Raw genomic sequence first — 23,189 nt, 5'->3', positions numbered from 1 at the left:
ATGACGCAGAAGGAGCGGATGCTGGCGGGCCAGCTCTACGTCGCCGACGATCCGGAACTCGTCGCGGACGCGGCGCGCGCCACTGTGTGGCTCGACCGCTACAACCGGGCATCGACAGCCACCGCGGCGGAGCGCCATGCGCTGTTGGTAGAGGGGCTTGGTCACGCGGGGCGCGGTGCGACGATCCGACCGCCGTTTCACTGTGATTACGGCTATAACATTCATCTGGCTGAGGGCGTGTTTCTCAATTTCGGGTGCACGGTGCTCGACGTCGTGCCGGTGCGGATCGGTGCGGGCACGCAGATCGGTCCGGGCGTGCAGATCCTCACCGCCGATCATCCGCGCGATCCGGCTCAGCGTGGCCGGATGCTCGAGTTCGGGCGGTCGGTCACCATCGGTCTAAACGTCTGGATCGGAAGTGCGGCGCTGATCCTGCCTGGCATCACCGTCGGCGACAACGCGATCGTCGGCGCGGGCAGTGTCGTGACGCGCGATGTTCCCGATGGCGCGACCGTGGCGGGCAATCCCGCTCGCCGGCTTAAATAGTATTCGACCCCTCATACGGGTCAGCTTTATCGCAAACATGAATGAGTGTCCGAAGTAGGTAAGCGCAACCGGGCCTACGAACGTCTGCAAATGGGTCTAATGCGCTCTGGCACGCCCGGGCTGCGGCAAAGGATCTCCGTAGAAGATGCCTCGGCCATCGGTCGCCAAGTAGACGCGGCCGAAGAGGCGAGGATCGCCGGTGATGACCCGGTATCTAAGACCCCATTGATGCGCGTCGTCGTTAATCCGGAACCAGCGCACGCCCGCGTCGGTCGAGCGCCACAGCCCGCCAAACGTCTTCGTGACCCCGAAGGCATAGAGGGTCGGCACGTGCCCGCCGGGTGCCGCCTTGCCGAGACCGAAGCTCACAAAATACATGTCACGCAACACCGGATCGACTGGCGTGGACACCACGAACGTTCGGGCACCGTCGCTGGTGTGGAAGAAGCGTCCGCCTAGGATGAGCCAGAGCTCGCCGGCCGCTCCCGGCGTTGCCGCCGCCATTGGTTGGAACTCCCGTGCCGCCGGGCGCGAGCTGGCAATGCCGGCCGGGAGTCCCTGCGCAGGTGCCTGCGTGAACGTCTTCGCCCCGTCACGACTGACGAATATACGCGCACCAGTATAGTCGATCGCGTACCAGGCAAGGGGATCGACCTTGTCGGCGACCGCATACGTGTGTTCCGGTAAACCCTTGGGTCGCCACCAGATCCGCCCCCTATCGGCCGTGGCGAGCATCACTAGCCCAGACACCAGGAAGGTGCTCCCATCCGCCGAAACAGTGATCGGTGCCTGGCCATCGGCGTCGATCCGCCGTGGCGCGGCGGTTCCGATCGCGATTGGCGACGCCAGCATCTTATGCCAGCTGCGGCCTCCATCCTCCGACCAGCCGAGCGACGCCCCCTCGGGGTCGGGGGAATAGCCTGATGCGCTCCGAACGATGATCTTGGGCGCCACGCCGGCATAATCGACATTGTTGGTCTGCGGCAGGTCGGGATCGGCAAAGGCCCGCTCCGGCGCGCGGTCGAGCCGATCGTGGACGAAGCCGTGCGTGTCGCCGATGCCGGAGATCAAGTGGGACCCCTCGGGCGGACTGACGAGGCTGAGCGGCACCGCCTCTTCGATCCCGGCGACCCAGGGCCGCCAAACCATGTCGGGCTTGTCCGCTTGCTTGGTTCGGAACACCGTCAGCCCCGTGGCATAGGCAAGCGTGGCACCGTCGAACGGATCGAACGCCAGACCGGCGATCCAGCCGCCAAACCCGCCCTTGTCGAATTGGAGCCAAGGGGCGGCCGTCAGATCGCGTGAACTTCGTTCCCGTAGGCTCGTCCAGTGTGCGCCGCCATCAGACGACAGCCAGACAGTGTCGTGATGGTTCCAGCGGTCGACCGTCGACACCGCCAGCCGGCCGGGATGGAGCCGATCGAGACTAAGCCCCATGTAGCCACCCTCAGCCTCGTCACCGCGCGCAGGCGTGATGTTCGCCCATCCACCCGACCTTGGGTCGAACGTCCAAACCTCACCTTGCGCGATCCCGTTCGGACCGATGTTGGAGCAGTAATCGATGTAGAGCACACCCTGTTGGTCTACTGCCGCCTTGACCGGCAGCATGCTCGCGTCCGGACCGCCAGTGACGGCGCTCCAGCTCCGCCCGGCGTCGGTCGAGCGGTACAGGTGTTGCGCCGCTGCGTCTGCGACGCCGACATAGATGGTGCGCGATCGGTCAAGGCCGGCTTCGCCCGGCGGGCCGAAGACCACGAAGGAGACGCCGCCATGGGTCTGTTTCGCGGCGGGACGGCCGAGCCCTTTCCACGGAAAGCTGTCGACCTTGTGCCACGTCCGGCCACTGTCTTTACTGATCCAAAGACCGTCGTGTCGCGATCCGAAGAACAGGTGCGTCCGCCGATCCGGGTTTATCGCGAGGCGCTCGCCCAGACCGCGACCATCCTCGTTGCCGCCCATGCTGAAGGGAACGGACGTGACCTGCCAGGAAGCGCCGCGATCGGCGCTCCGCATGATCGCCGCAGGTTGGCCGAAGTACATGCCCGCGGCGAGGTAAATGATGTCTGGGTCGACCGGGTCCGGCGCGATGCTTTCGACGCCCATGTAGCTGTTTTGCGCTTGGCCGTCCTGAAGCGCAATCCAGCGCTGCGTACGGGCATCCCAGCGATAGGCGCCACCCACATCGGTGCGCAAATATGCAAGGTTCCTTTCGGCGACGCTGAACACTATTCCGGGCGAGAACCCGCCGCCTCCAATCACGACATTGTTCCATTGGTACGGCAGTTGGGAGGGAACATGCAAAGTGGGAGCGGCAGCGAGCGAAGCTGCCGCGAGTCCGAGCAGCGGAATAACGAGTTTCACGCGGTCACCTTCTCCGATGTGCCCATGTTAGCGAGGTAGGATCGGGACGGATAGTCGAGTCGTCTCACATATCGGCCTAGCTCCCGCCAGAAACGCAACCCTCGGTTCCGGTGCTGATTCGTGGTTCGATAACGACTCTGAACTGGTTCGGATCGTCGAGTTAACGTCCGTCCGGGCGCCGTCAAACCAACCTGGCAGGTGGGGCAGGGGGCTGATATCAATAACGGATGAGCCGGAAATCGAGGGCGCTGCCGCCTAGCCCATTTCGTCGCTTCAACTCGTCGCCCGAGGTGATCCGGCTGGTAGTGCTGATGTACGTGCGCTTTCCGCTGTCGCTGCGGAACGTAGAGGATCTGCTGTTTGAGCGCGGTATCGACATTTGTCACGAGACGGTGCGACTGTGGTGGAACAGGTTTGGCCCTTTGTTCGCCGGGGACATCCGTCGCCAGCGGGTGAGCCGCATGCGGGGATATCGCCACTGGCGATGGCACCTCGACGAGATGTACGTGAAGCTGAATGGCGAAATGGTCTACCTATGGCGAGCGGTAGATCACGAAGGCGAGGTGCTGGAGAGCTACGTCACCAGAACACGCGACAAGGGAGCGGCGCTTGCCTTTATGAAGAAGGCGCTGAAGCGCCATGGTTCACCCGACATCGTCACCACCGACGGGCTGCGCAGCTACGGTGCCGCGATGGATGAGCTCGGCTGCCGCGATCGGCAGGAGATCGGTCGTTGGGCGAACAACAGGGTGGAAAACAGCCACTTGCCGTTCCGACGACGGGAGCGGGCGATGCTGAGGTTCAGGCAAATGAAAACGCTCCAAAAGTTCGCCTCTGTTCACGCCAACGTCCACAATCACTTCAGCCTGGAACGTCATCTCATTGATCGCCAAACCTATCGGGAACGACGCTCCGCCGCACTGGCGGAGTGGCAGATCCTCGCGAGCTAGGCCGCTGCCTTTAAAGACCGACATGCATCGTGTGGAGAGCGGTTCGCCTTAGACTGACAGCACCCAGGAGGTCTATACTGCGACAGTTGCCATCTCGATCGCGTATGAATGATACAGGCCCCGGGGCCAGGCCGTTGATGTGAGCGTTCGCTCCGTCGAATCAAACGAACCTTCGGCTTCGTCGAACGACTTGTATCTCGTGGTAGGCGGGCAGCGTTAGCGGGCACCGTGGCCGGCATGCTGGTTTGTCGGGTGGCGATCGTTCGGCGCCGGGCGCGTCAGGACCGGCGAAGCTGCCGATGCCGGCCCTTGCGATGGTCCCGAATGGCGCCGTCGTGGCCATCGCGGCGATGCGCCGGCCTCTTCGTCAGGGATCGCTCGCGAAGAGCGTTTAATCGGCGATGAAAACGGTCGGCCCCCGGCTGGATTGGCCGATCGTCACGCGGTATGACCGCGCCGCGCGCGCGCAGAATTTCAGGTCTACGGTCCCGAAAGCCCGCGCGTGCCGCGCATCGCCGGCGGCCGCGGTTAAGCAGAAATACAGTCTTCCGCGGCAATAGGCCGGCAGGAAGGACGATTTGCCATGTCGATCAACGTGCAGGCGGAATCCGTGGCAGCCGACATGGATCGCATCTTTGGGCCGCTCGCGGACCGGCCGGCGCCGACCGTCGCGTCGCGCGACCTTGTCATCGTCGGCGGCGGGCGGCGCCGGTCGCGCTGGCTGATGTTCGGCGCGCCGGTGCTGGTGCTGATCGCGGGGACGGCGCTGGGCGTGACCTATGCGCGCGACGACTGGCGTCCGCAGATGGTCTCCGCGCGGTCCGCCACACCGGCGGACTATCGCATCTCGGGATCGGATATGGCGCGGCCGGCGACCGGGGGAACCGTAGCGGGGCCGGCCGAACCGGATGTCGGTGCTGGCGACGGCGCCGGCGCCGGCGATACGCTCGCGGTCGATGTGCCCGACCCCGTCGGGCAGGCAGCCGGGGATCCCGGCCTTGCCGCGACGGCGTCGACCCGTGCGGCGGCCGATCCGCGCGCACCCGCCCGCATTGCGTCCGATGCCACGCGTGCGTCCGCCGGCATCGACCGCGCCGCGCGTCCCGCATCGGCACGGCGCGGCGGCGATACGGCCACGATCCTGCCGGGCTGCGTACCCGGAAGCCTGGAGGACCGGTGCATCTATCAGGACGTGCTGAATGCCGACGGCCGGTTGCGGCGCGCGTTCGAGCGCGCCCGGCAGGACGGCGTCGCCAATCGCGACCTCACCGCGATCAGCCGGCGCTGGCGGCAGGCGCGCGATCTGGCGAGCGACGATCCCGACGGGACGATCCGGCGCTACGACCAGCTGGCCGATACGCTGGACGACCTGCGCCGGGATGCGGGCGAATGACGCGCGACGCGGCCGTCGCCGCCCCCCGCGCCCGTGCCGCCTGGGCACCGGACCACGCGCCCTCCGCACGCGCCGCCTCGACCGAGGGGAGGGTGATCTATGCGATCGGCGACATCCACGGCTGCTATGCCCAGCTCGCCGCGCTGCTCGAGGCGATCGTCGCCGACGTGGGCCGCGCGGGGGAGGAGCGGGCCGTGTCGCTGGTGTTCTGCGGCGACTATGTCGATCGCGGGCCGGAGTCCGCGAAGGTGCTCGCCGCGCTCGTCTGGCTGGCGCGGCATGCGACGATCGACGTCGTGTTCCTGCGCGGCAATCACGAGGCGATGCTGCTGGAATTCCTGGAGCATCCGGACCTGGCGCAGCCCTGGCTGGAACAGGATGGCGTGCGCACGCTGGCGTCGTACGGCGTCGTCTCCGCGCCGGACGAGGATCGGTCCCGGCTGCGCGACCGCCTGCTCGACGCCATGCCCGCGGCGCATCTGGAGTTCCTGCGCGGGCTGCCGATCCGGACGACGTGCGGGGACTATCTGTTCGTGCATGCCGGGCTGAAACCCGGCGTCGCGCTCGCGCGGCAGGACGATCAGGACTGCCTGTGGATCGGCGAGGAGTTCCTCGCGGCGGATCACCGCTTCGAAAAGGTCGTCGTCCACGGCCACAGCTGGACATCGGAGGCGCCGCAGGTCACGGACAACCGCATCGGCATCGACACCGGGGCCTATGCGACCGGCGTCCTGACCGCGGTGCGGCTGGACGGCGAACGTATCGCCTTCTTGCAATCGAGGCTGTACCCGGGGAGGGAGACGGAGCCGGCGACCCAACGGCTCCATGGTGGTCCGGGAGACCTGTAATGTTGCGCCTACGTATTTTCGCATCGCTGCTGTCGGTGCTCTCGCTGGCGACGATGGCGCTGGCCTTCGTCATGGGCGCGCCCGTCGCCACGTCGATCGCGCTGCTCGCCGCCGCGGCCGTGCTGGCGATGGTTGCGCCGTTCGACGCGCCCGATCCGCGCCAGCGCATCCGCGTGCTGCTCGCCTGCCTCGCCTATGTCGGCGGGATCGGCGCGGCGCTGGTGTTCGCGCATGGCGTGCCGGATGCGGGCATGCTGATGTTCGCGCTGATCCTGCTGGTGATGATGGGCGTGGGCATGACGTTATGGGCGTTCGCCACCCGCAAGCGGCGCCGCATGCCGCGATCCAGCCGCTATTACGACAATTGAGTTGCGTGGCGCGCCCCCGCATGGGCGCCCGGGCGACCGTCGGCCGCGACCGGCCCGTCGGCGGTTCGCCATGCCGCCGGACGACCTGCGCTTGCCGGCCATGAATGCCGCCCGGAGGCGTTGATCGCCGCCGGGAGGCGTTCCTCGACCCTGTCGCCGGATGCGCGGGTGCGTCCGCTCGTGAGCAGCCCTACCGGCGTTCGCGATCGGCGGCGCTGGCCGCGCGGATCGCCCTGAATTCCGAACCCGCGTTCCACGTCGGCCAGGCGGTGCCGGCGGCGAGGTCGAAGCCGATACGGCGCAGCAGGTCGACGTCCGCGGCCGCGCCGGCGAGGTTCCAGTCGGCCGACCAGGCATCGCAGGTCTGGTGGTAGCAGCGCATATAGTCGTCGAGCCAGCGCTGCCCGGCGGCACGGCCGCCGTCGACCAGATCGGGCGCGCCGCTGATCGCCATCAGCAACAGCGTCGGGACGCCGCGCCGCGCGAGCGAGAAGTGATCGGCGCGGTAGAACAGGCCGCGTTCGGGCAGCGCCTCGGGTGTCACGCTGCGCCCCTGCGCGCGCGCGGCGGCGGCCAGCGCGGCTTCGAGCGAATTCTGCCCCGCCCCGACCAGCAGCACGTCGCGGGCCGGGCCGGCGGTCTGGAGGATGTCGAGCGTCAGGTTGGCGACCGTCTTCGCCGCCGGATACAGGGGATGCGCGGCATAGGTTTCCGATCCCAGCAGCCCGCGCTCCTCGCCCGTCCACAGCGCGAACACCTGCGTACGGGCGGGCCGGGGCATGCGGGCGGCGGCGCGTGCGATCGCCAGCACGCCGGCGGTGCCGAGCGCGTCGTCGTTGGCGCCGGGACGGATGCGCCGGCCCGCGGCGTCGGGCGTCCCTTCGCCATAGGCATCCCAATGCGCGCCATAGATCACGGTTTCGTCGGGGCGGCCGCGGCCGGTGCGCTTGGCGAGCACGTTGTGGCTGGTCGCACGCGTGACCGTGACCGGCAGGTCGGCGGACAGGCCCGCGCCGGCGAGCGCGACGGGGCGGAAGTCCGATCGCCGCGCCGCGGCGCGCAGCCGTGCAAGATCGAGTCCCGCAGCGGCGAACAGCCGCGTCGCCGCCCCACCTTCCAGCCATCCCTGCATCGCGAGGCGCGGCGCGGCGGGTGCGGCGACATCGTAATTCTCGCCGCCCGGCGCGGTGACGGTCGCCCAGCCATAGCCCGCCCCCGGCGTGTCGTGGACGATCAGCGCCGCGACCGCGCCGCGCCGGGCCGCTTCCTCGAACTTGTAGGTCCAGCGCCCGTAATAGGTCATGCGCCGGTCGCCGAAGCGTCCCGCGGCATCGTCGCCCGCCGCCGCCTCGAAATCGGGATCGTTGACCAGGAACACCGCGACCTTGCCCTTCAGGTCGACGCCCTTGAAATCGTCCCACTGCCGTTCGGGCGCGGTGACGCCGTAGCCGACGAAGACCAGCGGCGCGCGGGCGACGACCGCGCGGGCGTCGGGGCGGACGGTCGACAGATAGACGTCCCGCCCGATCGCCAGCGGCATGCCGTTCGCGGCGACCGCGCCGCTCCCCAGCATGGTGCGGATCAGCGGCACCGGTTGCGTCCAGCCGCCGTCGCTGCCGCCCGGCTCCAGCCCCGCGGCCTTGAATTGCGCGACCAGCCAGTCGATCGTCTTCGTCTCGCCCGGCGTGCCCGGTGCGCGACCGCCGAACGCGTCCGACGCCAGCACCTTGACGTCGGCGGACAGGCGATCGGCGGATATCGGGTCCGCCGCAGGGGATGCGGCGACGAGCGGCAGGGCGGCGAGAAGGGCGGCGAGGCGGGTCATTGGACGGCATTTCCCCTGATTGGCGACGACGACGCTAGCGGCTGCGGCGGGCGGGCGCGAGAGGCGGAATGGAGCGGCGGGCCGGGGATGGGGCGATGGCGTCCGATGCCGGGTCCGAAGCCGACGGATATTGCGTTCGGGCCGGCCTGCGCCTAGGGGCGCGGTCGCGACAGGTTTCCAGCGATGGAATGAAAAGGGAACCCGGAAGCGAGCGCGTGTCGCTCGTAAGCCGGGGCTGTCCCCGCAACTGTGACCGGCGAGCCTTGCTCCGTTCGCGTGCCACTGGACCGTTTCGACGGTTCGGGAAGGCCGGGCAAGGCGACGACCCGGAAGCCAGGAGACCTGCCTGTCGCGGTTGTCCTTCGTGCGGACGGGGTGTTCCGGGCGATCGAGGGTTTCCTCGCGTGACGACGTCGTTGGGGTCGTGCGCGACGGACTGTCGGTCCGGCGATCGCCGTGCGCGTCCCCGTCAAAGCAGACGAAGGGGACCCCTTGTGAACACCTACCGCTATCTGATCCTGCCGTGCCTCGTCGCGGCCACGCCCGCACTGGCGCAGAGCGCGCAATCCACCGCCGGGCTGGAGCAGGCCGCCGACGCCGACGCCGACATCCTGGTGACCGCGAACCGCGAGGCGCGGCCGGCCGCGACCGTCGGCCAGGCGGTCACCGTCCTCGACACCGCGACGATCGTGCAGCGGCAGGCGGTGGTCGTCTCCGACCTGCTCCGCCAGACGCCGGGCGTCACCGTCTCGCGCAACGGCGGGGTCGGCACCACCGCGGGGGTCAGCATCCGCGGTGCGGAAAGCGACCAGACGGTGGCGCTGATCGACGGCATCAAGCTCAACGATCCCTCCTCGCCCGGGGGCGGCTTCAACTTCGGCACGCTGCTGGTCGGCAACATCGCGCGGATCGAGGTGCTGCGCGGCGCGCAATCGGTGCTGTGGGGCAGCCAGGCGATTGGCGGCGTCGTCAACCTCATCACCCGCCAGCCGACCGAGCGGTTTAGCCTCAACGCCCGCGCCGAGGGCGGCTGGCACGACACCGGACAGGCGTTCGCCAACGTGTCGGGCACGATGGGGCCGGTGGCGGCGAGCGTCGGCGGCGGCTATTACACCAGCGACGGCATATCGGCCTATGCGCCGGGCACCGAGCGTGACGGCTTCCGCAGCTATGGCGCCAACGCCAGCGTCGCCATCGCGCTCGCCAGCAACGTCTCGGTCGACCTGCGCGGCTTCTACGCCAACGGCCGCACCGATTTCGACGGTTTCGCCCCCCCAACGTTCAGCTTCGGCGACACGCGCGACTATGGGGATACCGAACAGTGGATCGGCTATGCCGGATTGAACGCCGCGCTGTTCGACGGGCGGTTCCGCAACCGGTTCGGCTACGCCCATACCGACACGGATCGCACCAACTATACCCCCACGGCGACGCCGGCGGAGACGTTCCGCGGCATCGGCCGCAACGACCGGATCGAATATCAGGGCGCGTTCGACATCACCTCGGCGGTGTTCGCGACCTTCGGCGCCGAGCGCGAGGTGTCGCGGTCGCGCACGGCGAGCGATGGCGCCGCGGGCAATCCCGGCCGCGCGCGGATCTTCAGCGTCTATGGCCAGCTCGCCGTGACCCCGGTCGCCGGCCTGACGATGACCGGCGGCGTCCGCCACGACGACCACAGCCAGTTCGGCGGCGCCACCACGGTGTCGGGCAGCGGCGTCTATTCGCCCAACGGCGGCGCGACCGCATTCCGCGCCAGTTACTCGGAAGGGTTCAAGGCGCCGACGCTCTTCCAGTTGCAGAGCGAATACGGCAACGGCCTGCTGTCCCCCGAACGCTCGCACGGATGGGATGCGGGCGTCACGCAGAAGGCGCTCGACGGCGCGGTCGAGGCGAGCGCGACCTATTTCACCCGGACCTCGCGCGACCTCATCGCCTTCATCTCCTGCGCGACGCCGCTGACCGGCATCTGCACCGGCCGGCCGTTCGGCACCTATGACAATGTCGCGCGCGCGCGGGCGCAGGGCGTCGAGGCGGCACTGACGCTGCGCCCGGTCGAATCGCTGACCTTCGTCGCCGCCTACACCTATCTCGACGCGAAGGACCGGTCGGCCGGCACCGCGACGTTCGGGCGCGATCTGGCGCGGCGGCCGGGCGACAGCGTGTCGGTCAACGCCGACTATCGCTGGCCGTTCAGCCTGTCGACCGGCGCGACGATCACCGCGGTCGGCGACAGCTTCGACAATGCGGCGAACACGCGGCGGCTCGACGGCTATGTGCTCGCCGACGTGCGTGCCGCGCTGCCGATCGGTCCGCATCTCGAAGTGTACGGCCGGGTCGAGAACCTGTTCGATGCGCGCTACCAGACCGTCTATCAATATGGCCAGCCGGGCCGCGCCGCGTTCGGCGGCATCCGCGTAACCTATTGATCCACCGGCCGCGCCGCGCCCGAGGAGGGCGCGGCGCGGCCTATTCGTCGATGCCGAAGTTCAGGCCGCGCGACAGGCCCGGATCGACCACCGCGATCATCAGATACGCGAAGAACTGGCGCACCCGCTGCACCGCGCCGGTATGCTCGCGATACCAGGCCCGGGTGATCGGTTGCGACCGCGCGATCTCGCCCTCGACATAGCCGCGGACGTGATCGGCGAAGGCGCGATCCTCGACCCGGAACATCAGTTCGAGGTTGATGAATAGGCTGCGCATGTCGAAATTCGCCGATCCGACGTGCACCGCATCGTCGATCACGTACAATTTGGTGTGCAATTTGGTCGGCTGGTATTCGAACAATTGCACGCCCTTGCGCAGCAGCCCCGCATAGGTGAAGCGCGCCGCCGCGATCGTCGCATTGTTGTCGGACTTCGCCGCGGTGACGACGCGCACCCGCGCCCGGCGGCGGCCCGCCTTGTCGAGCCGGCGCAGGATGGTGGGCGAGGGGGTGAAATAGGCGGCGATGATGTCGATCCGCTTGCCGCGGCGCATGTCGTCGCGCACGGTCCGCGCCCAGGGGGACAGCCGCCGCGTCGGGCCGCCGATCAGCCAGCGCGTCGTCCCCTTGCTTTCGCTCCAGCGCGACAGCGCGGCGTTGAGCCGGCGCAGCTTGCCCTTGGGCTGCATCACCCAGTCGTGCAGCGCGTCGAAATAGCCCGCCAGCCGCCCCGCCGCCGGCCCCTCGACCAGCAGTCCGAGGTCGCGCCATGCGGCGTCGGCGGGGGTGCCGAAATAATCATCCTCGACATTGAAGCCGCCGACGATGATCCGCGGCGTCGCCGATTGCGCGTCCGCCAGCGCCAGCTTCTGGTGGTTGCGCAACAGATAGCGCCGACCGAACCGCGGCGAGAAGCGACAGACCGACACGCCGGCCTCGCGTAGCGGCGCGTAGAAGGCCTCGTCGGTTTCGCTGCCGAAGCCGTCGACGACCAGCGCGGCGCTGACCCCGCGGCCGGCGGCGGCGATCAGCGCGGCGTTGACACGGCGGCCGGTTTCGTCGTCGGCATAGATATAATAGAGGATGCGCAGGTCGTGGCGGGCGCCGTCGATCAGCGCCAGCAGCGCATCGAGCCGCCGCGGCCCGGTGTCGAGCAGCGTCAGCCGGTTGCCGTCGACCGTGAACGTGGGCTGGGGGGCGGGCGCGTCCATCGCCGCCCGCTGTGGCCGCTGCCCGGCCGCGGCACAAGGTGCGGCTGGCGCGGTGATGGCCGATTTTCTTGACTTTCGCGCGCCCGCTGCCTAGGCCCCCGCCTTCACTGCATCGGTATTTGCGAAGGAAAGCGTCCATGGCGCGCGTTACCGTCGAGGATTGCGTCGACAAGATCCCCAACCGCTTCGACCTGGTCCTGTTCGCCGCCCAGCGCGCGCGTCAGATCTCGGGCGGTGCGGAACTGCTGCTCGATCGCGACCGCGACAAGAACCCGGTCGTCGCGCTGCGCGAGATCGCCGACGAACTGGTCCGTCCCGATCACCTCGAAGAGGCGGTGGTCAACAGCCTCCAGCGCGTCCGCATCGACGACGAGGACGAGGTCGACGCGGTCGGTTCGCTGTCCGCGTCCGCCGAAGCGCTGCGCCTCACCGCCGCGGCGCCGCCGCGCAACCAGAACCTCGGCGCCGACTACGACGGCTGAGCATGCCGCAGCGGTTTGGCGCCAGCCCAGCCGCGTCGCCCCCGCATGCCGGCCAGCGGGCTGAAAGGTCCGAGCGACGACGCGGCCTTGCCGCGTCGTTTTGCGTTCCGTCATTGTGAGCGTAGCGAAGCAACGACGGGTTGTATGAAGGCGGCGACGGTGGGACGCGGCCGCCGCGGCAAAGCCGCGTCGTCAGTCGGGCCTTCGGCCCGCTGGCCGGGGCAGGTCCGCGACGCGGAATAGCGACGCTATTCCGCTGACCTGCCCTTGAACCCCTGCGCCACGACGAACCATTCGACCGATCCCTTGCGGCTCGCCGGCGGCTTGGCGTGCTTCACGCTGGTGAAATTGCGCTTCATTTCGGCGACGAGCTGCGAATCGGCGCCGCCGGCGAACACCTTGGACACGAACGTCCCGCCCTTTTCGAGCACGTCGACGGCGAAGGCGAGCGCGGTCTCGACCAGCGCCATCGTGCGCAACGCGTCGGTCTGCGGGTGACCGACGGTGTTCGCCGCCATGTCCGACAGCACCAGGTCGGGCGCCCCGCCCAGTGCCGCCATCAATCGGTCGGGCGCGGCATCGTCCATGAAATCCATTTCGAAGATGGTGACCCCGTCGATCGGGTCGACGGGCAACAGGTCGATGCCCACCACCGTCGCCTTGGGCGCCTGGCGCCGGATCACCTGGCTCCAGCCGCCCGGTGCGATGCCCAGGTCGACGACGCGCTTCGATCCGCGGATGATCCCGAACCGCTCGTCTAGCTCGATCAGCTTGTAGGCGGCGCGGCTGCGATAGCCGTCGGCCTTCGCCCGCTTCACATAGGGATCGTTGAGCTGGCGCTCGAGCCAGCGCGTCGATTGCGCGGTGCGGCCGCGCGCCGTCTTGACCCGCGTGCGCAGGCCGCCGCCGTCGCGGCTCATCGGATCGGGCTCTTGTTCGTCACGGCCGGGGGCTCCCCATCAATCGGCGCAATATGCCTTCGCGGATGCCGCGATCGGCGATGCCCAGCCGTTCGGCGGGCCACAGGTCGAGAATCGTTTCGAGGATCGCGCAGCCGGCGACGACCAGATCGGCGCGCTCGCTGCCGATGCAGGCGAGCTGCGCGCGCTCGCGGATCGACTTGCGCGACAGGTCGGCGCTGATCCGCCGCATCGCGTCGGAGGGGACGATCAGCCCGTCGACCTGCGCCCGGTCGTAATGGCTGAGCCCCAGGTGCACGCTGCCCAGCGTCGTCACCGTGCCGCTGGTGCCGAGCAGCCGGGGGCGGGCGACGTCGCGGGGCAGGCGCGCGGCGAAGGCGGCGAAGCTGTCGGTGACGATGCCGCGCATCCGCTCGTAGGCCGCGAGCCGGCCGTCCTCGCCCTCGCCGCCGCCGGCATGTTCGGTCAGCGACACGACGCCCCAGGGCGCCGAATGCCAGTCGAGCACGCGGGGCATGCTGCCGCGCGTCGTGTCGATCAGCACCAGTTCGGTCGATCCGCCGCCGATGTCGAAGATCAGCGCGGGGTCGTCGCCCGGTTCGATCAGCGCATGGCAGCCGAGCACCGCCAGCCGCGCCTCTTCCTCCGCGGTGATGATGTCGAGGTGGATGCCGGTTTCGGCAAGCGCGCGCGCGATGAAGGCGGGACCGTTTTCGGCGCGGCGGCATGCCTCGGTCGCGACCGACCGGGCGAGCGTGACGTTGCGGCGCTTCAGCTTGTCGGCGCAGACGCGCAGCGCCGCGATCGTGCGTTCGATCGCGGCGTCGCTCAGGCGGCCGGTCGCGGCGAGCCCTTCGCCCAGCCGGACGATCCGCGAAAAGGCATCGACCACGGCGAAGCCGTCGCCCTGCGGCCGCGCGATCAGCAGCCGGCAGTTGTTGGTGCCGAGGTCGAGCGCCGCAAAGGCCTGTGTGTCGGACCAGCGGCCGCGTGGCGGCCGGGCTGGCGCCGGACGGGCAGGAACGTCCTGCCGGTACGGCATTCGGGCGGATCCATCCCCCATCGCCGTGGTAACTCTCTATTCTGTCTGCCTCACGGGACGATACCCGATCGGTGCTTGCCCCCTAGGTAGCGCGGGTGGAGGCGTGCGACAAGCGGAGGCGCGTTTGCCGTGTTGACAGGTCCGGCGGGGCCCCCTAAACGCGCCTCCTCGTTGCCCGATCCTCTAATGGTAAGAGAGCGGACTCTGACTCCGTCAATCAAGGTTCGAGTCCTTGTCGGGCATCCACTTACCACCCGCTCAGACGAGCGTCCCCCATCGTGATCCGCTGAGTCCGCCCGCATGACCGCCGTGCTGGGGATCGATGCGGCGTGGACCGCCGGCCAGCCGAGCGGCGTTGCGCTGGCGATACGGGAGGGCGCGCGGTGGCGACTGCGTGCGGTGGCGCCGTCCTATCAGCATTTCATCGCGTCGGTCGCAGGCGCGGAGGCGGTCGCCGATGCGCGCCCGCGCGGATCGCTGCCCGATGCGCCGGCGTTGCTGGCGGCGGCAGCGTCGCTCGCGGGCACGAAGGTCGATCTGGTGGCGATCGACATGCCGCTGGCACGGACGCCGATCGTCGGCCGGCGGGCGTCGGACAATGCGGTCACGCGGGCGTTCGGCGGTCGGTATTGCGGGACGCATTCGCCGAGCGCGGTCCGGCCCGGGCCGCTCAGCGACCGGCTGCGTGCCGGATTCGCCGCCGCCGGCTATCCGCTGCGCACCCGCGATGCGCGCGCCGGCGGGCTGATCGAGGTCTATCCGCATCCCGCGCTGGTGGTGCTGGCGCAGGCGCGGCGGCGGCTGCCGTACAAGGCGTCCAAGACGCGCACCTATTGGCCGGACGAGACGCTCGCCGCGCGCCGCATGCTGCTCGCCGCGGAATGGGCGCGGATCGTGGCGCTGCTGGCGACGCGGATCGACGGGGTCGCGGCAGCGCTGCCGGTGCTGCCCGCCGATGCCGGCGGGGTCGCGCGCAAGGCGCAGGAGGACATGATCGACGCCGTCGTCTGCGCCTGGGTCGGCATCGCCGCGCTGGAGGGAGCGGCCGAGCCCTTCGGTGATGCCGATTCGGCGATCTGGGTGCCGTGCGAACAGGGAACACCAGCCGCCTCCGCCGGTTGAGGCGCCATGCTCGATCCCCGTACCACCGCCCTGATCCTCATCGACCTGCAGGACGGCATTGTCGCCGGCGACAAGGGCCCGCACGCCGCCGCCGACGTCGTCGCGCGGGGCCGGACGCTCGCCGATCGCTTCCGCGCGGCGGGGGCACCGGTGGTGCTGGTCCATGTCGGCTTCACGCCGGACACGATGCCCAGCCGCAACGTCGACCAGCCGCGGCTGCCGGCGGAGGGCACGCCGCCGGCGTTCAGCGCACTGGTCGAGGGGCTGCGGCAGGACGGCGACATCGTCGTGCTGAAGCACCATTGGGGCGCGTTCACCGGCACCGATCTCGACCTCCACCTGCGCCGGCGCGGCGTGACGACGGTGGTGATCGCCGGGATCGCGACCAATTTCGGCGTCGAATCGACGGCGCGCAGCGCGTGGGAGCTGTCCTACGACGTCGTGATCGTCGAGGATGCCTGCACGTCGCGCTCCGCCGAACTGCACGACTTCGCGATCCGCCACATCCTGCCGCAGATCGCGCGGGTGGTGGCGAGCGACGACGTGCGGCCCGGGTGAGCGGTCAGCGCGCCTCGGCGATCAGTTTCGCCGCCGCCGCGCCGTTCCAGTCGTTGCCGCCGTTCCAGCGCCACACCTCGCGCCCCGCCGAATCGAACAGGATCGTGGTCGGCAGGTTCGCGTTCCAGCCGAGCGACAGCGCCATCGTATCGTCGAGATAGGGCGTCAGCGACGGCGCGCCATGGGCCTTCAGGAAGCCCGGCACCTTGGCCGCGGCCTGCGTGTCCTGGCTGATCGCGGCGACGCGGATCGTGCCGCGCTTCGCCAGCGCCTCCAGCGTCGGCAGTTCGGCGACGCACGGCCCGCACCACGTCGCCCACAGGTTGACGAGCACCGGCTTGCCGCGGAACGCGGCGAGGGTCGTCGGCTTGCCCGCGGCGTCCTTGAACGTGGTCGTCGGCGTGGCCGCGCCCTTATGGCTGCGATCGACGCCGACCAGCGCGGTGGAGGAGGTGCCCGTCGCCTCGTCCGCGGAGGGCGCACTCACGTTCGCTTGTGCGGCCGGCTGGCTTTGCCTATCGCAACCCGCGGCGGCCAGCGCCAGGAGACAGACGATCGCGACGCGCGCAGACGAGGCCGGAAAGACGGGCGGCAGGGACATGAGCGGTTCCAATTCGATGTGGGGCGGCAGGTTTGCCGAGGGCCCGGCGGCGGTGATGCGCGAGATTAATGCATCGATCCCGTTCGACAAGCGAATGTGGCGACAGGATATCGCCGGATCGAAGGCGCATGTCGCGATGCTGGCGCAGCAGGGGATCGTATCGGCCGCGGATGCGGCGGCGATCGACGCCGGGCTCGATGCGGTCGCGGCGGACTATGCCGCAAACGGGGTGCCGGAGGATCTGGCGCTCGAAGACATCCACATGCTGACCGAGGCGAAGCTGGCGGAGCGGATCGGCCCGGTCGCGGGCCGGCTGCACACCGCGCGCTCGCGCAACGATCAGGTCGCGACCGATTTCCGGCTGTGGGTGCGCGACGCGATCGACGAGGTGCTCGCCGCGCTCGGCGAGCTGACCGCGGCGCTGCTGGCGCGGGCGGAGGAGCATGCCGATGCGGTGATGCCGGGCTTCACCCACCTGCAATCGGCGCAGCCGGTGACGCTGGGCCACCACCTGATGGCCTATGTCGAGATGGTGGCGCGCGACGTGTCGCGTTTCCGCGATGCGCGCGCGCGGATGAACTTGTGCCCGCTCGGCTCGGCGGCGCTCGCGGGGACCAGCTTTCCGCTCGACCGGCGGATGACGGCCGCCGCGCTCGGCTTCGACGGGCCGACGCGCAACAGCCTGGATGCGGTGAGCGACCGCGACTTCGCGATCGATTACCTGACCTGCGCCACGCAGACGGCGCTTCACCTCAGCCGGCTGGCCGAGGAATTCGTGCTGTGGGCGTCGCAGCCGTTCGGCTTCGTCGCGCTCAGCGACCAATGGTCGACCGGCAGCTCGATCATGCCGCAGAAGCGCAACCCGGACGCCGCCGAACTGGTGCGCGGCCATGCCGGGCGGATCATGGGCTGCCAGACCGCGCTGATGGTGACGATGAAGGGCCTGCCGCTCGCCTATTCGAAGGACATGCAGGACGACAAGCCGCCGGTGTTCGAGTGCCACGACCTGCTCGGCCTGTCGATCGCGGCGATGACGGGGATGATCGCCAGCGCGACGTTCCGCACCGACCGGATGCGCGGCCTCGCCGAATCGGGCTTCGCCACCGCGACCGACTTCGCCGACTGGCTGGTGCGCGAGGCGGGGCTGCCGTTCCGCGAGGCGCATCACGTCACCGGCCGTGCGGTCAGGCGCGCCGAGGAACTGGGCGTCCGTCTCGACCAGCTGGCCTATGACGAATTCCAGGCGATCGATCCGCGCGTGAACGAAAGCCTGTACGACGTGCTGTCGGTCGACGCCTCGGTCGCCAGCCGCACCAGCTTCGGCGGCACCGCCCCCGCCAACGTGCGCGCCGCGATCGCCGCGGCGCGGGAGACGCTGTGATGAAACGCCCGATCGCCCTGTCCCTGCTGCTGGCGCTCGCCGGATGCGGCGCGGCCAAGCAGTTGCAGCCGGCCGAGGGCGCGTCGCTGCCCGTCGCCCCCTATGGCGCGAAGGCGACGCCGACGCCGGCGCAATTGCTCACCCCGACGACGCAGCAGCGCCCGCAGCGCAGCGACGAGCTGCTGAAGAATTCCGAGCAGCGGCGCAGCGACGAATTCGACCTTCCTCCGAACTGATCCGGATCCGATGAACCATTTCGACTATCGCGACGGCGTGCTTCATTGCGAGGACGTGCCGATGCCGCGCATCGCGGAGGCGGTGGGCACGCCCGTCTACGTCTATTCCACCGCGACCTTCCGCCGCCACGCGCAGGTGTTCCGCGACGGGTTGAAGGATCTCGATCGCGTCCATCTGGCCTATGCGATCAAGGCCAACCCCAACCTCGCCGTGCTCCGCGTCCTCGCCGAGGAAGGCTATGGCGCCGACGTCGTGTCGGGCGGCGAGATGGCGCGCGCGCTCGCCGCCGGGATCCCGGCCGCGGACATCGTGTTCTCGGGCGTCGGCAAGACCCGCGCCGAACTGGCGCGCGGCATCGACGAGGGCATCGGCCAGTTCAATCTGGAGCTGGAGGAAGAGGGCGTCGTCCTCGCCGCCATCGCGCATGCGAAGGGCAGGCGCGCGCCCGCGACGCTGCGCGTCAACCCCGACGTCGATGCCGGGACCCATGCCAAGATCTCGACCGGGCGCGCCGAGAACAAGTTCGGCGTGCCGATCGACCAGGCGCCGGCGATGTTCGACCGGCTGGCGCCGCTCGACGGCCTCGCGCTCACCGGCGTCGCCTGTCACATCGGCAGCCAGCTCGCCGACCTGTCGCGGCTGGAGGAGGCGTACCGCCGCATCGGCACGCTGGTCGCCGACCTGCGCGCCGCCGGCCATGCGATCACCCGCGTCGACCTGGGCGGCGGGCTCGGCGTGCCGTACAAGGCGGGCGACGTGCTGCCGAGCCCGGCGGACTATGGCGCGATGGTCGCGCGCGTCACCGCGGGCTGGGACGTCGAGCTGATGTTCGAACCCGGCCGCGTCATCGCCGGCAACGCGGGCGTGCTGCTGACCGAGGTGATCTGGGTCAAGCCGGGCGTCGCCAATCCCTATGTGATCGTCGATGCGGCGATGAACGACCTCGCCCGCCCCGCGCTGTACGATGCGTGGCACGATTTCGCCGCCGTGACGCCCGACGGCGGCCGGATGACCGCCAACATCGCCGGCCCGGTGTGCGAGAGCGGCGATACCTTCGCGATGGGGCGCGAGATCGACACGGTGAAGAGCGGCGACCTTGCCGTGTTCCGCACCGCGGGCGCCTATGGCGCGACGATGGCCTCGACCTACAACAGCCGCGCGCTGGTGCCCGAAGTGCTGGTCGACGGAGACCGCTTCGCGGTGGTCGCGGACCGGATCGAGCCGGAGACGATCCTGGCCGCCGAGCGCGTGCCCGAATGGCTGACCCCCGGGGCGCCGGCACGGTGACGCTGCACAGCCTGCCGCTGTTCGTGCGGCTGGCGGGCCGCGCGGTGATCCTGCTCGGCGAGGGGGAGGCCGCCGATGCCAAGCGCCGCCTGCTCGAACGCGCCGGCGCGACGATCGTCGGCGAGGATGCGGTGGCGGCGCTGGCCATCGTCGCGATCGAGGACGAGGATGCGGCGCTGGCGGCGGTGGCGCGGCTGAAGGCCCGCGGGCTGCTGGTCAACGCGGTCGACCGGCCCGACCATTGCGACTTCACCACGCCCGCGATCGTCGATCGCGCGCCGGTGCTGATCGCGATCGGCACCGGCGGCGTGTCGGCCGGGCTGGCGGCGGCGCTGCGCCAGCGGCTGGAGGCGTTGCTGCCCGCCGGGCTGGGTGCGCTGGCCGAGGGGTTGCAGGCGGCGCGATCGGCGCTGCGGCAACGCTATCCCGATGGCGGCACGCGCCGCCGCGCGCTGGGGGCGGCGATGGCCGCCGGCGGTCCGCTCGATCCCCTGCGCGACGATCCCGACGTCGCGCGCTGGCTGGCCGGGGACCGGCCGCGCGCCACCGGCCACGTCCGGATCGTGCTCGCCTCCGCCGACCCCGACGACCTGACCCTGCGCGACGCGCGCGCGCTCGCCAACGCCGACCGCGTGCTGCACCATCCGGGCGTGCCGGCGGCGATCCTCGACCGCGCGAGGGCCGATGCCGCGCGCGAACCGTGGGACGCCGCCGCCCCGCCGCACGGGGGCCTGACGGTCGAGGTGGCGCTGGCATGAGCGGTTTCGGCTATCGGGTGAGCGGCGGTCAGGTCGATCGTGTCGCCGTGAAGGAGGCGCTGTCCTGCACCGCCGACTTCGTTTGGGTGCACCTCACCACCAACGAGGAGGATGCGCAGGCGTGGCTGCGGGATGCGGCGCGGCTCGACGATTACGTCGTCGACGCGCTGACCGCGACCGAGACGCGGCCGCGCTGCGAGGCGTTCGAGGACGGCGCGCTGCTCAACCTGCGCGGGCGTTCGTCGGAAGAGATGGCGTCGGGCGACCCGCTCGCCTCGGTGCGGATCTGGGCGATCCGGGGCCGCGTCTATTCGGTGTCGCGCCGGCCGCTGATCGGCATCGCGCAGGTCGAAAAGGACGTGGAGAAGGGCGACATCGTCGATCCGGGCGATTTCATCGCGGCGGTGGCGACCGCGATCACCAGCGACCTCGACCCGCATGTCGCCGACCTCGGCGACGAACTCGACGATTGCGAGGAGCGGCTCGACGCCAACCGCATCTTCGACCTGCGCCGCGCGGTGACGCGCGTGCGCGTGGCGGCGATCGGCTACCGCCGGTTCCTCGCCCCGCAGCGCGCGGCGCTGGAAAAGCTCGGCGCGTTGCCCGGCGGCTGGCTTGCCGACGACGATCGGCGCCACCTCGCCACCGCGGCCGATCGCGCCGCGCGCATGGTCGAGGAACTGGAATCGATCCGCGAGCGCGCGTCGCTGATGCACGAGGCGCTGACCGACCTGCGCAGCGAACAGATCGACAGCCGCTCGCTGGTCATCTCGATCGTGGCGATGGTGTTCCTGCCGCTGACCTTCATCACCGGGCTGTACGGGATGAACGTCGCGCACCTGCCCTATGCGCAGGAGCCGTGGGCGTTCGACGCGATCATGGGGCTGTGCGGTACGATCACGGTCGGCGTGATCGCCTATTTCGTCCAGCAGCGCTGGTTCTCGCAATAACGGCGGCGGCGCGCGATCGGACGGCCGCCGCGGGGGGTCAGGCGGAGGCCGCCGTCCGCCAGGCGTCGGCGATCTCGCTGAGGCTGCTCGCCGCGTCGCGGAACGGGCGGGGATCGGTGCCGACCGACGCGTCGACGATCGACCGGCGGATACCGGCGTAGAGCCGCGCCAGCGTTTGCGACACGTCGCCGCCGTGTTCGAAATCGAGCCCGGATTCGAGCGCGAACAGGATCGCGGTCGCGCGCGTCACGCGTTCGCTCTTGGTGCGCAGCTGGCTGTGCTCGACCGCCCAGGCGGCGGCGCGCAGCGCGGAGACGACTTCCTCATATAGCAGCTGGACGAGTCCGGGGCCCTGCGCCTCGGCGGTGCGGCCGACGACGTCGATCTGGCGATAGGTGGCGTAGGGGTCGCCCGAGAGCAGGGTTGCGTATGCCATTACTTGCTCGAATTCCACGCCTTGATCTGGTTTTCCAGGAACGTCTGGGTCGCCTTGTAGGCGGACACCTTGCTGTTCATGCTCGAGAATTGCTGCGTCAGCCGGGTCGACATCGCATCCGACTGCGTCGTGATCTTGTCCTGCTCGGTCGCCAGCGCCGTCTGTGCCTTGGTGTAGCGCGCGGACGACGCGCCGAGGCCGAACAGGCTGCTCGACGCGGCGAGCGAAATGCCGCCGAGCGCGCTGTTCAGGCCCAGCGCGTTGCCCGACGTCGTCGCGAACATCGCCTCGACCTCGTCGGGATAGGCGGCGACCGTCTTGCCCAGCGTATCGGCATTGACCGTCAGCGTGCCGTCGCGGTTGGTCGACACGCCGAGCTGCGCCAGCGTCGTCGGTGCACCCGCCGTGGCGCTCGAGGTCAGCGTCTTGGTGGTCAGTGTCTGAAGCGAGCGGAGCAGCGTCTTGGCCGCCGGATCCGTCTTCAGGTCGCCGTTGATCGGATCGGTCAGCGACTTCGCGCTGGCGTAGACCTGGTTGTAGGTTTCGACGAAGTCGCTGACCGCCTGCGACAGCGCGCTGGTCGGTCGTGTGCTGGCCAGCGTCACCGGGGTCGGCGACACGGCGTTCAGTTGCAGCTTCACCCCGGTCACCAGGTCGCTGATCGTATTGCTGCCGCGCTGCACGGCGATGCCGTCGATGGTGAGCTGGGCATTGGCGGCGGTACCGGTCAGCGTGCCGCTGCCGACCCCGACGTCGAACTGCGCGAGCGGGCTGGCGCCGTCGTCGGCCTTCAGCGTGAACGCCTGCGCCGATCCGGTGGTGCCCTTCAGCGACAGCACGGCCTTGCCGTCCTGATCGGTGATGATGCTGGCGGTGACGCCGGCCTTGGCCGCGTTGATCGCCGCGGCGATGCTGTCGAGGCTGCCGGTGCCGACGTCGATCGATACCGCGGGCGCGCTGCCGGCGGCGAAGCCCGTCATCGCGGTGCCGTCGGCGTTGTAGGTCGCGGTGCCCAGCGTCAGCGTCAGCGTGCCGGTGGCGATCGTCGCGGTCCGGTCGGCGATGGCCGCCGAGCGCGCGCCCTGCGCGGAGGCGAGGGCGGACACGGTGATGCTGGAGGTGAGCGCCCCGACCTTCGCGCCGCTGATCGCGGAGGCGGACAGGACGGAGGCGTTCGAGCTGACCGGCTGCGTCTGCAACGTGCCGCCGCCGGTGAGCGTGCCGAGCGCGGTCGAGAAATTGGCGATCGTGCCCTTGAGCGTGCTGGTCGCGGAAATCTGGGTGGTGAGTGCGGTGCTGCGGGCGTTCAGCGCCGCGGTCTTGGCCGCGAATTGCGCCTGGACCAGCGAGGTGACCAGCGAGGCTGTGTCGACGCCCGACCCGGTGTTGAGCGAGGTGAGGATGCTCTGCGCGGCATTCTTGGTGACGCCGGCGGTCGTCGTGGCCGTCGGCGTCGGGGTGCTCGTCGTGGCAGTCGTGGTGGTCATA

At 69.8% G+C, this 23,189-nt stretch carries 22 protein-coding genes, 1 tRNA gene and 1 riboswitch; of the genes, 15 read left to right on the top strand and 8 right to left on the bottom strand.

Going from position 1 to position 23,189, the window contains the following annotated elements; translation table 11 throughout:
• Window positions 1-18 precede the first annotated feature (18 nt).
• Complete coding sequence (locus LPN01_RS13575) at window positions 19-546, top strand: sugar O-acetyltransferase (RefSeq protein WP_316748225.1); 528 nt, start codon at window positions 19-21, stop codon at window positions 544-546.
• A gap of 96 nt (window positions 547-642) precedes the next feature.
• Here LPN01_RS13575 and LPN01_RS13570 read toward each other — a convergent pair whose 3' ends face one another.
• Window positions 643-2,907, bottom strand: coding sequence for a WD40/YVTN/BNR-like repeat-containing protein (locus LPN01_RS13570; RefSeq protein WP_262828947.1), 2,265 nt, complete (start codon window positions 2,905-2,907; stop codon window positions 643-645).
• A gap of 248 nt (window positions 2,908-3,155) precedes the next feature.
• On the opposite strand from LPN01_RS13570, the gene LPN01_RS13565 reads away from it, so the two are divergent.
• From LPN01_RS13565 to LPN01_RS13550, 4 genes are all read left to right on the top strand, one after another.
• Window positions 3,156-3,857, top strand: coding sequence for an IS6 family transposase (locus LPN01_RS13565; RefSeq protein ID WP_410482829.1), 702 nt, complete (start codon window positions 3,156-3,158; stop codon window positions 3,855-3,857).
• A gap of 583 nt (window positions 3,858-4,440) precedes the next feature.
• Entirely contained in the window at window positions 4,441-5,250 is an 810-nt protein-coding gene (locus tag LPN01_RS13560) for a hypothetical protein (RefSeq protein WP_262828944.1), read from the top strand.
• Window positions 5,247-6,098, top strand: a complete 852-nt coding sequence (locus LPN01_RS13555; RefSeq protein WP_262828943.1) for a metallophosphoesterase family protein — start codon at window positions 5,247-5,249, stop codon at window positions 6,096-6,098. The genes LPN01_RS13560 and LPN01_RS13555 overlap by 4 nt, the downstream gene beginning before the upstream one ends.
• Window positions 6,098-6,466, top strand: a complete 369-nt coding sequence (locus LPN01_RS13550) for a hypothetical protein (RefSeq protein WP_262828942.1) — start codon at window positions 6,098-6,100, stop codon at window positions 6,464-6,466. The genes LPN01_RS13555 and LPN01_RS13550 overlap by 1 nt, the downstream gene beginning before the upstream one ends.
• Before the next feature lie 190 nt (window positions 6,467-6,656).
• On the opposite strand, the gene LPN01_RS13545 is transcribed toward LPN01_RS13550, so the two are convergent.
• A complete protein-coding gene (locus LPN01_RS13545) occupies window positions 6,657-8,291 on the bottom strand; it encodes a M28 family peptidase (protein WP_262828941.1) in 1,635 nt (544 codons plus the stop codon).
• Window positions 8,292-8,445: 154 nt separating this feature from the next.
• A riboswitch (cobalamin riboswitch) is annotated at window positions 8,446-8,656 on the top strand.
• Between the two features lie 129 nt (window positions 8,657-8,785).
• On the opposite strand from LPN01_RS13545, the gene LPN01_RS13540 reads away from it, so the two are divergent.
• Entirely contained in the window at window positions 8,786-10,717 is a 1,932-nt protein-coding gene (locus LPN01_RS13540; protein ID WP_262828940.1) for a TonB-dependent receptor plug domain-containing protein, read from the top strand.
• A gap of 40 nt (window positions 10,718-10,757) precedes the next feature.
• Here the strand turns inward: LPN01_RS13540 and LPN01_RS13535 are convergent, their stop codons facing one another.
• Complete coding sequence (locus tag LPN01_RS13535) at window positions 10,758-11,927, bottom strand: phospholipase D-like domain-containing protein (protein ID WP_262828939.1); 1,170 nt, start codon at window positions 11,925-11,927, stop codon at window positions 10,758-10,760.
• Window positions 11,928-12,064: 137 nt separating this feature from the next.
• Between LPN01_RS13535 and rpoZ the strand changes: the two genes are divergently transcribed.
• Window positions 12,065-12,409: a DNA-directed RNA polymerase subunit omega gene (gene rpoZ / locus LPN01_RS13530; RefSeq protein WP_262828937.1), complete on the top strand. Its 345-nt coding sequence runs from the start codon at window positions 12,065-12,067 to the stop codon at window positions 12,407-12,409.
• A 248-nt stretch (window positions 12,410-12,657) separates the two neighbouring features.
• On the opposite strand, the gene LPN01_RS13525 is transcribed toward rpoZ, so the two are convergent.
• Entirely contained in the window at window positions 12,658-13,329 is a 672-nt protein-coding gene (locus LPN01_RS13525; RefSeq protein WP_262828936.1) for an RlmE family RNA methyltransferase, read from the bottom strand.
• 19 nt (window positions 13,330-13,348) lie between these two features.
• Entirely contained in the window at window positions 13,349-14,371 is a 1,023-nt protein-coding gene (locus LPN01_RS13520) for a Ppx/GppA phosphatase family protein (RefSeq protein WP_262828935.1), read from the bottom strand.
• 172 nt (window positions 14,372-14,543) lie between these two features.
• Here LPN01_RS13520 and LPN01_RS13515 point away from each other — a divergent pair.
• The 3 genes from LPN01_RS13515 (at window position 14,544) to LPN01_RS13505 (ending at window position 16,051) form a co-directional block, all read left to right on the top strand.
• Window positions 14,544-14,617 (top strand) — tRNA-Gln (locus LPN01_RS13515).
• Window positions 14,618-14,671: 54 nt separating this feature from the next.
• Window positions 14,672-15,493: a DUF429 domain-containing protein gene (locus LPN01_RS13510; protein WP_262828934.1), complete on the top strand. Its 822-nt coding sequence runs from the start codon at window positions 14,672-14,674 to the stop codon at window positions 15,491-15,493.
• Window positions 15,494-15,499: 6 nt separating this feature from the next.
• The gene (locus LPN01_RS13505; protein WP_262828933.1) at window positions 15,500-16,051 is read left to right on the top strand and encodes a hydrolase; all 552 of its coding nucleotides are present in this window, start codon (window positions 15,500-15,502) and stop codon (window positions 16,049-16,051) included.
• A gap of 4 nt (window positions 16,052-16,055) precedes the next feature.
• Here the strand turns inward: LPN01_RS13505 and LPN01_RS13500 are convergent, their stop codons facing one another.
• A complete protein-coding gene (locus tag LPN01_RS13500; RefSeq protein ID WP_316748212.1) occupies window positions 16,056-16,538 on the bottom strand; it encodes a TlpA disulfide reductase family protein in 483 nt (160 codons plus the stop codon).
• Window positions 16,539-16,668: 130 nt separating this feature from the next.
• Between LPN01_RS13500 and argH the strand changes: the two genes are divergently transcribed.
• From argH to LPN01_RS13475, 5 genes are read left to right on the top strand one after another with little or no spacing between them, the layout of a single operon-like run.
• Window positions 16,669-18,033, top strand: a complete 1,365-nt coding sequence (gene argH / locus LPN01_RS13495; protein ID WP_262828962.1) for an argininosuccinate lyase — start codon at window positions 16,669-16,671, stop codon at window positions 18,031-18,033.
• Entirely contained in the window at window positions 18,033-18,269 is a 237-nt protein-coding gene (locus LPN01_RS13490) for a hypothetical protein (protein WP_262828931.1), read from the top strand. The genes argH and LPN01_RS13490 overlap by 1 nt, the downstream gene beginning before the upstream one ends.
• A 10-nt stretch (window positions 18,270-18,279) precedes the next feature.
• The gene (gene lysA / locus LPN01_RS13485) at window positions 18,280-19,557 is read left to right on the top strand and encodes a diaminopimelate decarboxylase (protein WP_262828930.1); all 1,278 of its coding nucleotides are present in this window, start codon (window positions 18,280-18,282) and stop codon (window positions 19,555-19,557) included.
• Window positions 19,527-20,315, top strand: coding sequence for a bifunctional precorrin-2 dehydrogenase/sirohydrochlorin ferrochelatase (locus LPN01_RS13480; protein ID WP_262828929.1), 789 nt, complete (start codon window positions 19,527-19,529; stop codon window positions 20,313-20,315). Before lysA ends, LPN01_RS13480 begins: the two co-directional genes overlap by 31 nt.
• Window positions 20,312-21,265 (top strand): zinc transporter ZntB, encoded by a 954-nt coding sequence (locus tag LPN01_RS13475; protein ID WP_262828928.1) that lies wholly within the window; start codon window positions 20,312-20,314, stop codon window positions 21,263-21,265. The genes LPN01_RS13480 and LPN01_RS13475 overlap by 4 nt, the downstream gene beginning before the upstream one ends.
• A gap of 37 nt (window positions 21,266-21,302) precedes the next feature.
• Here LPN01_RS13475 and fliS read toward each other — a convergent pair whose 3' ends face one another.
• Window positions 21,303-21,701 (bottom strand): flagellar export chaperone FliS, encoded by a 399-nt coding sequence (fliS, locus tag LPN01_RS13470; protein ID WP_262828927.1) that lies wholly within the window; start codon window positions 21,699-21,701, stop codon window positions 21,303-21,305.
• Window positions 21,701-23,188 (bottom strand): flagellar filament capping protein FliD, encoded by a 1,488-nt coding sequence (fliD, locus tag LPN01_RS13465; RefSeq protein ID WP_262828926.1) that lies wholly within the window; start codon window positions 23,186-23,188, stop codon window positions 21,701-21,703. Before fliD ends, fliS begins: the two co-directional genes overlap by 1 nt.
• Window position 23,189 lies beyond the last annotated feature (1 nt).

Origin of the sequence: Sphingomonas sp. A2-49, assembly GCF_025548555.1 — a bacterium.
GTDB lineage: Bacteria > Pseudomonadota > Alphaproteobacteria > Sphingomonadales > Sphingomonadaceae > Sphingomonas.
The sequence above is the reverse complement of the archived record's forward strand: the minus strand, read 5'-3'. Positions and strand labels throughout refer to the sequence as shown.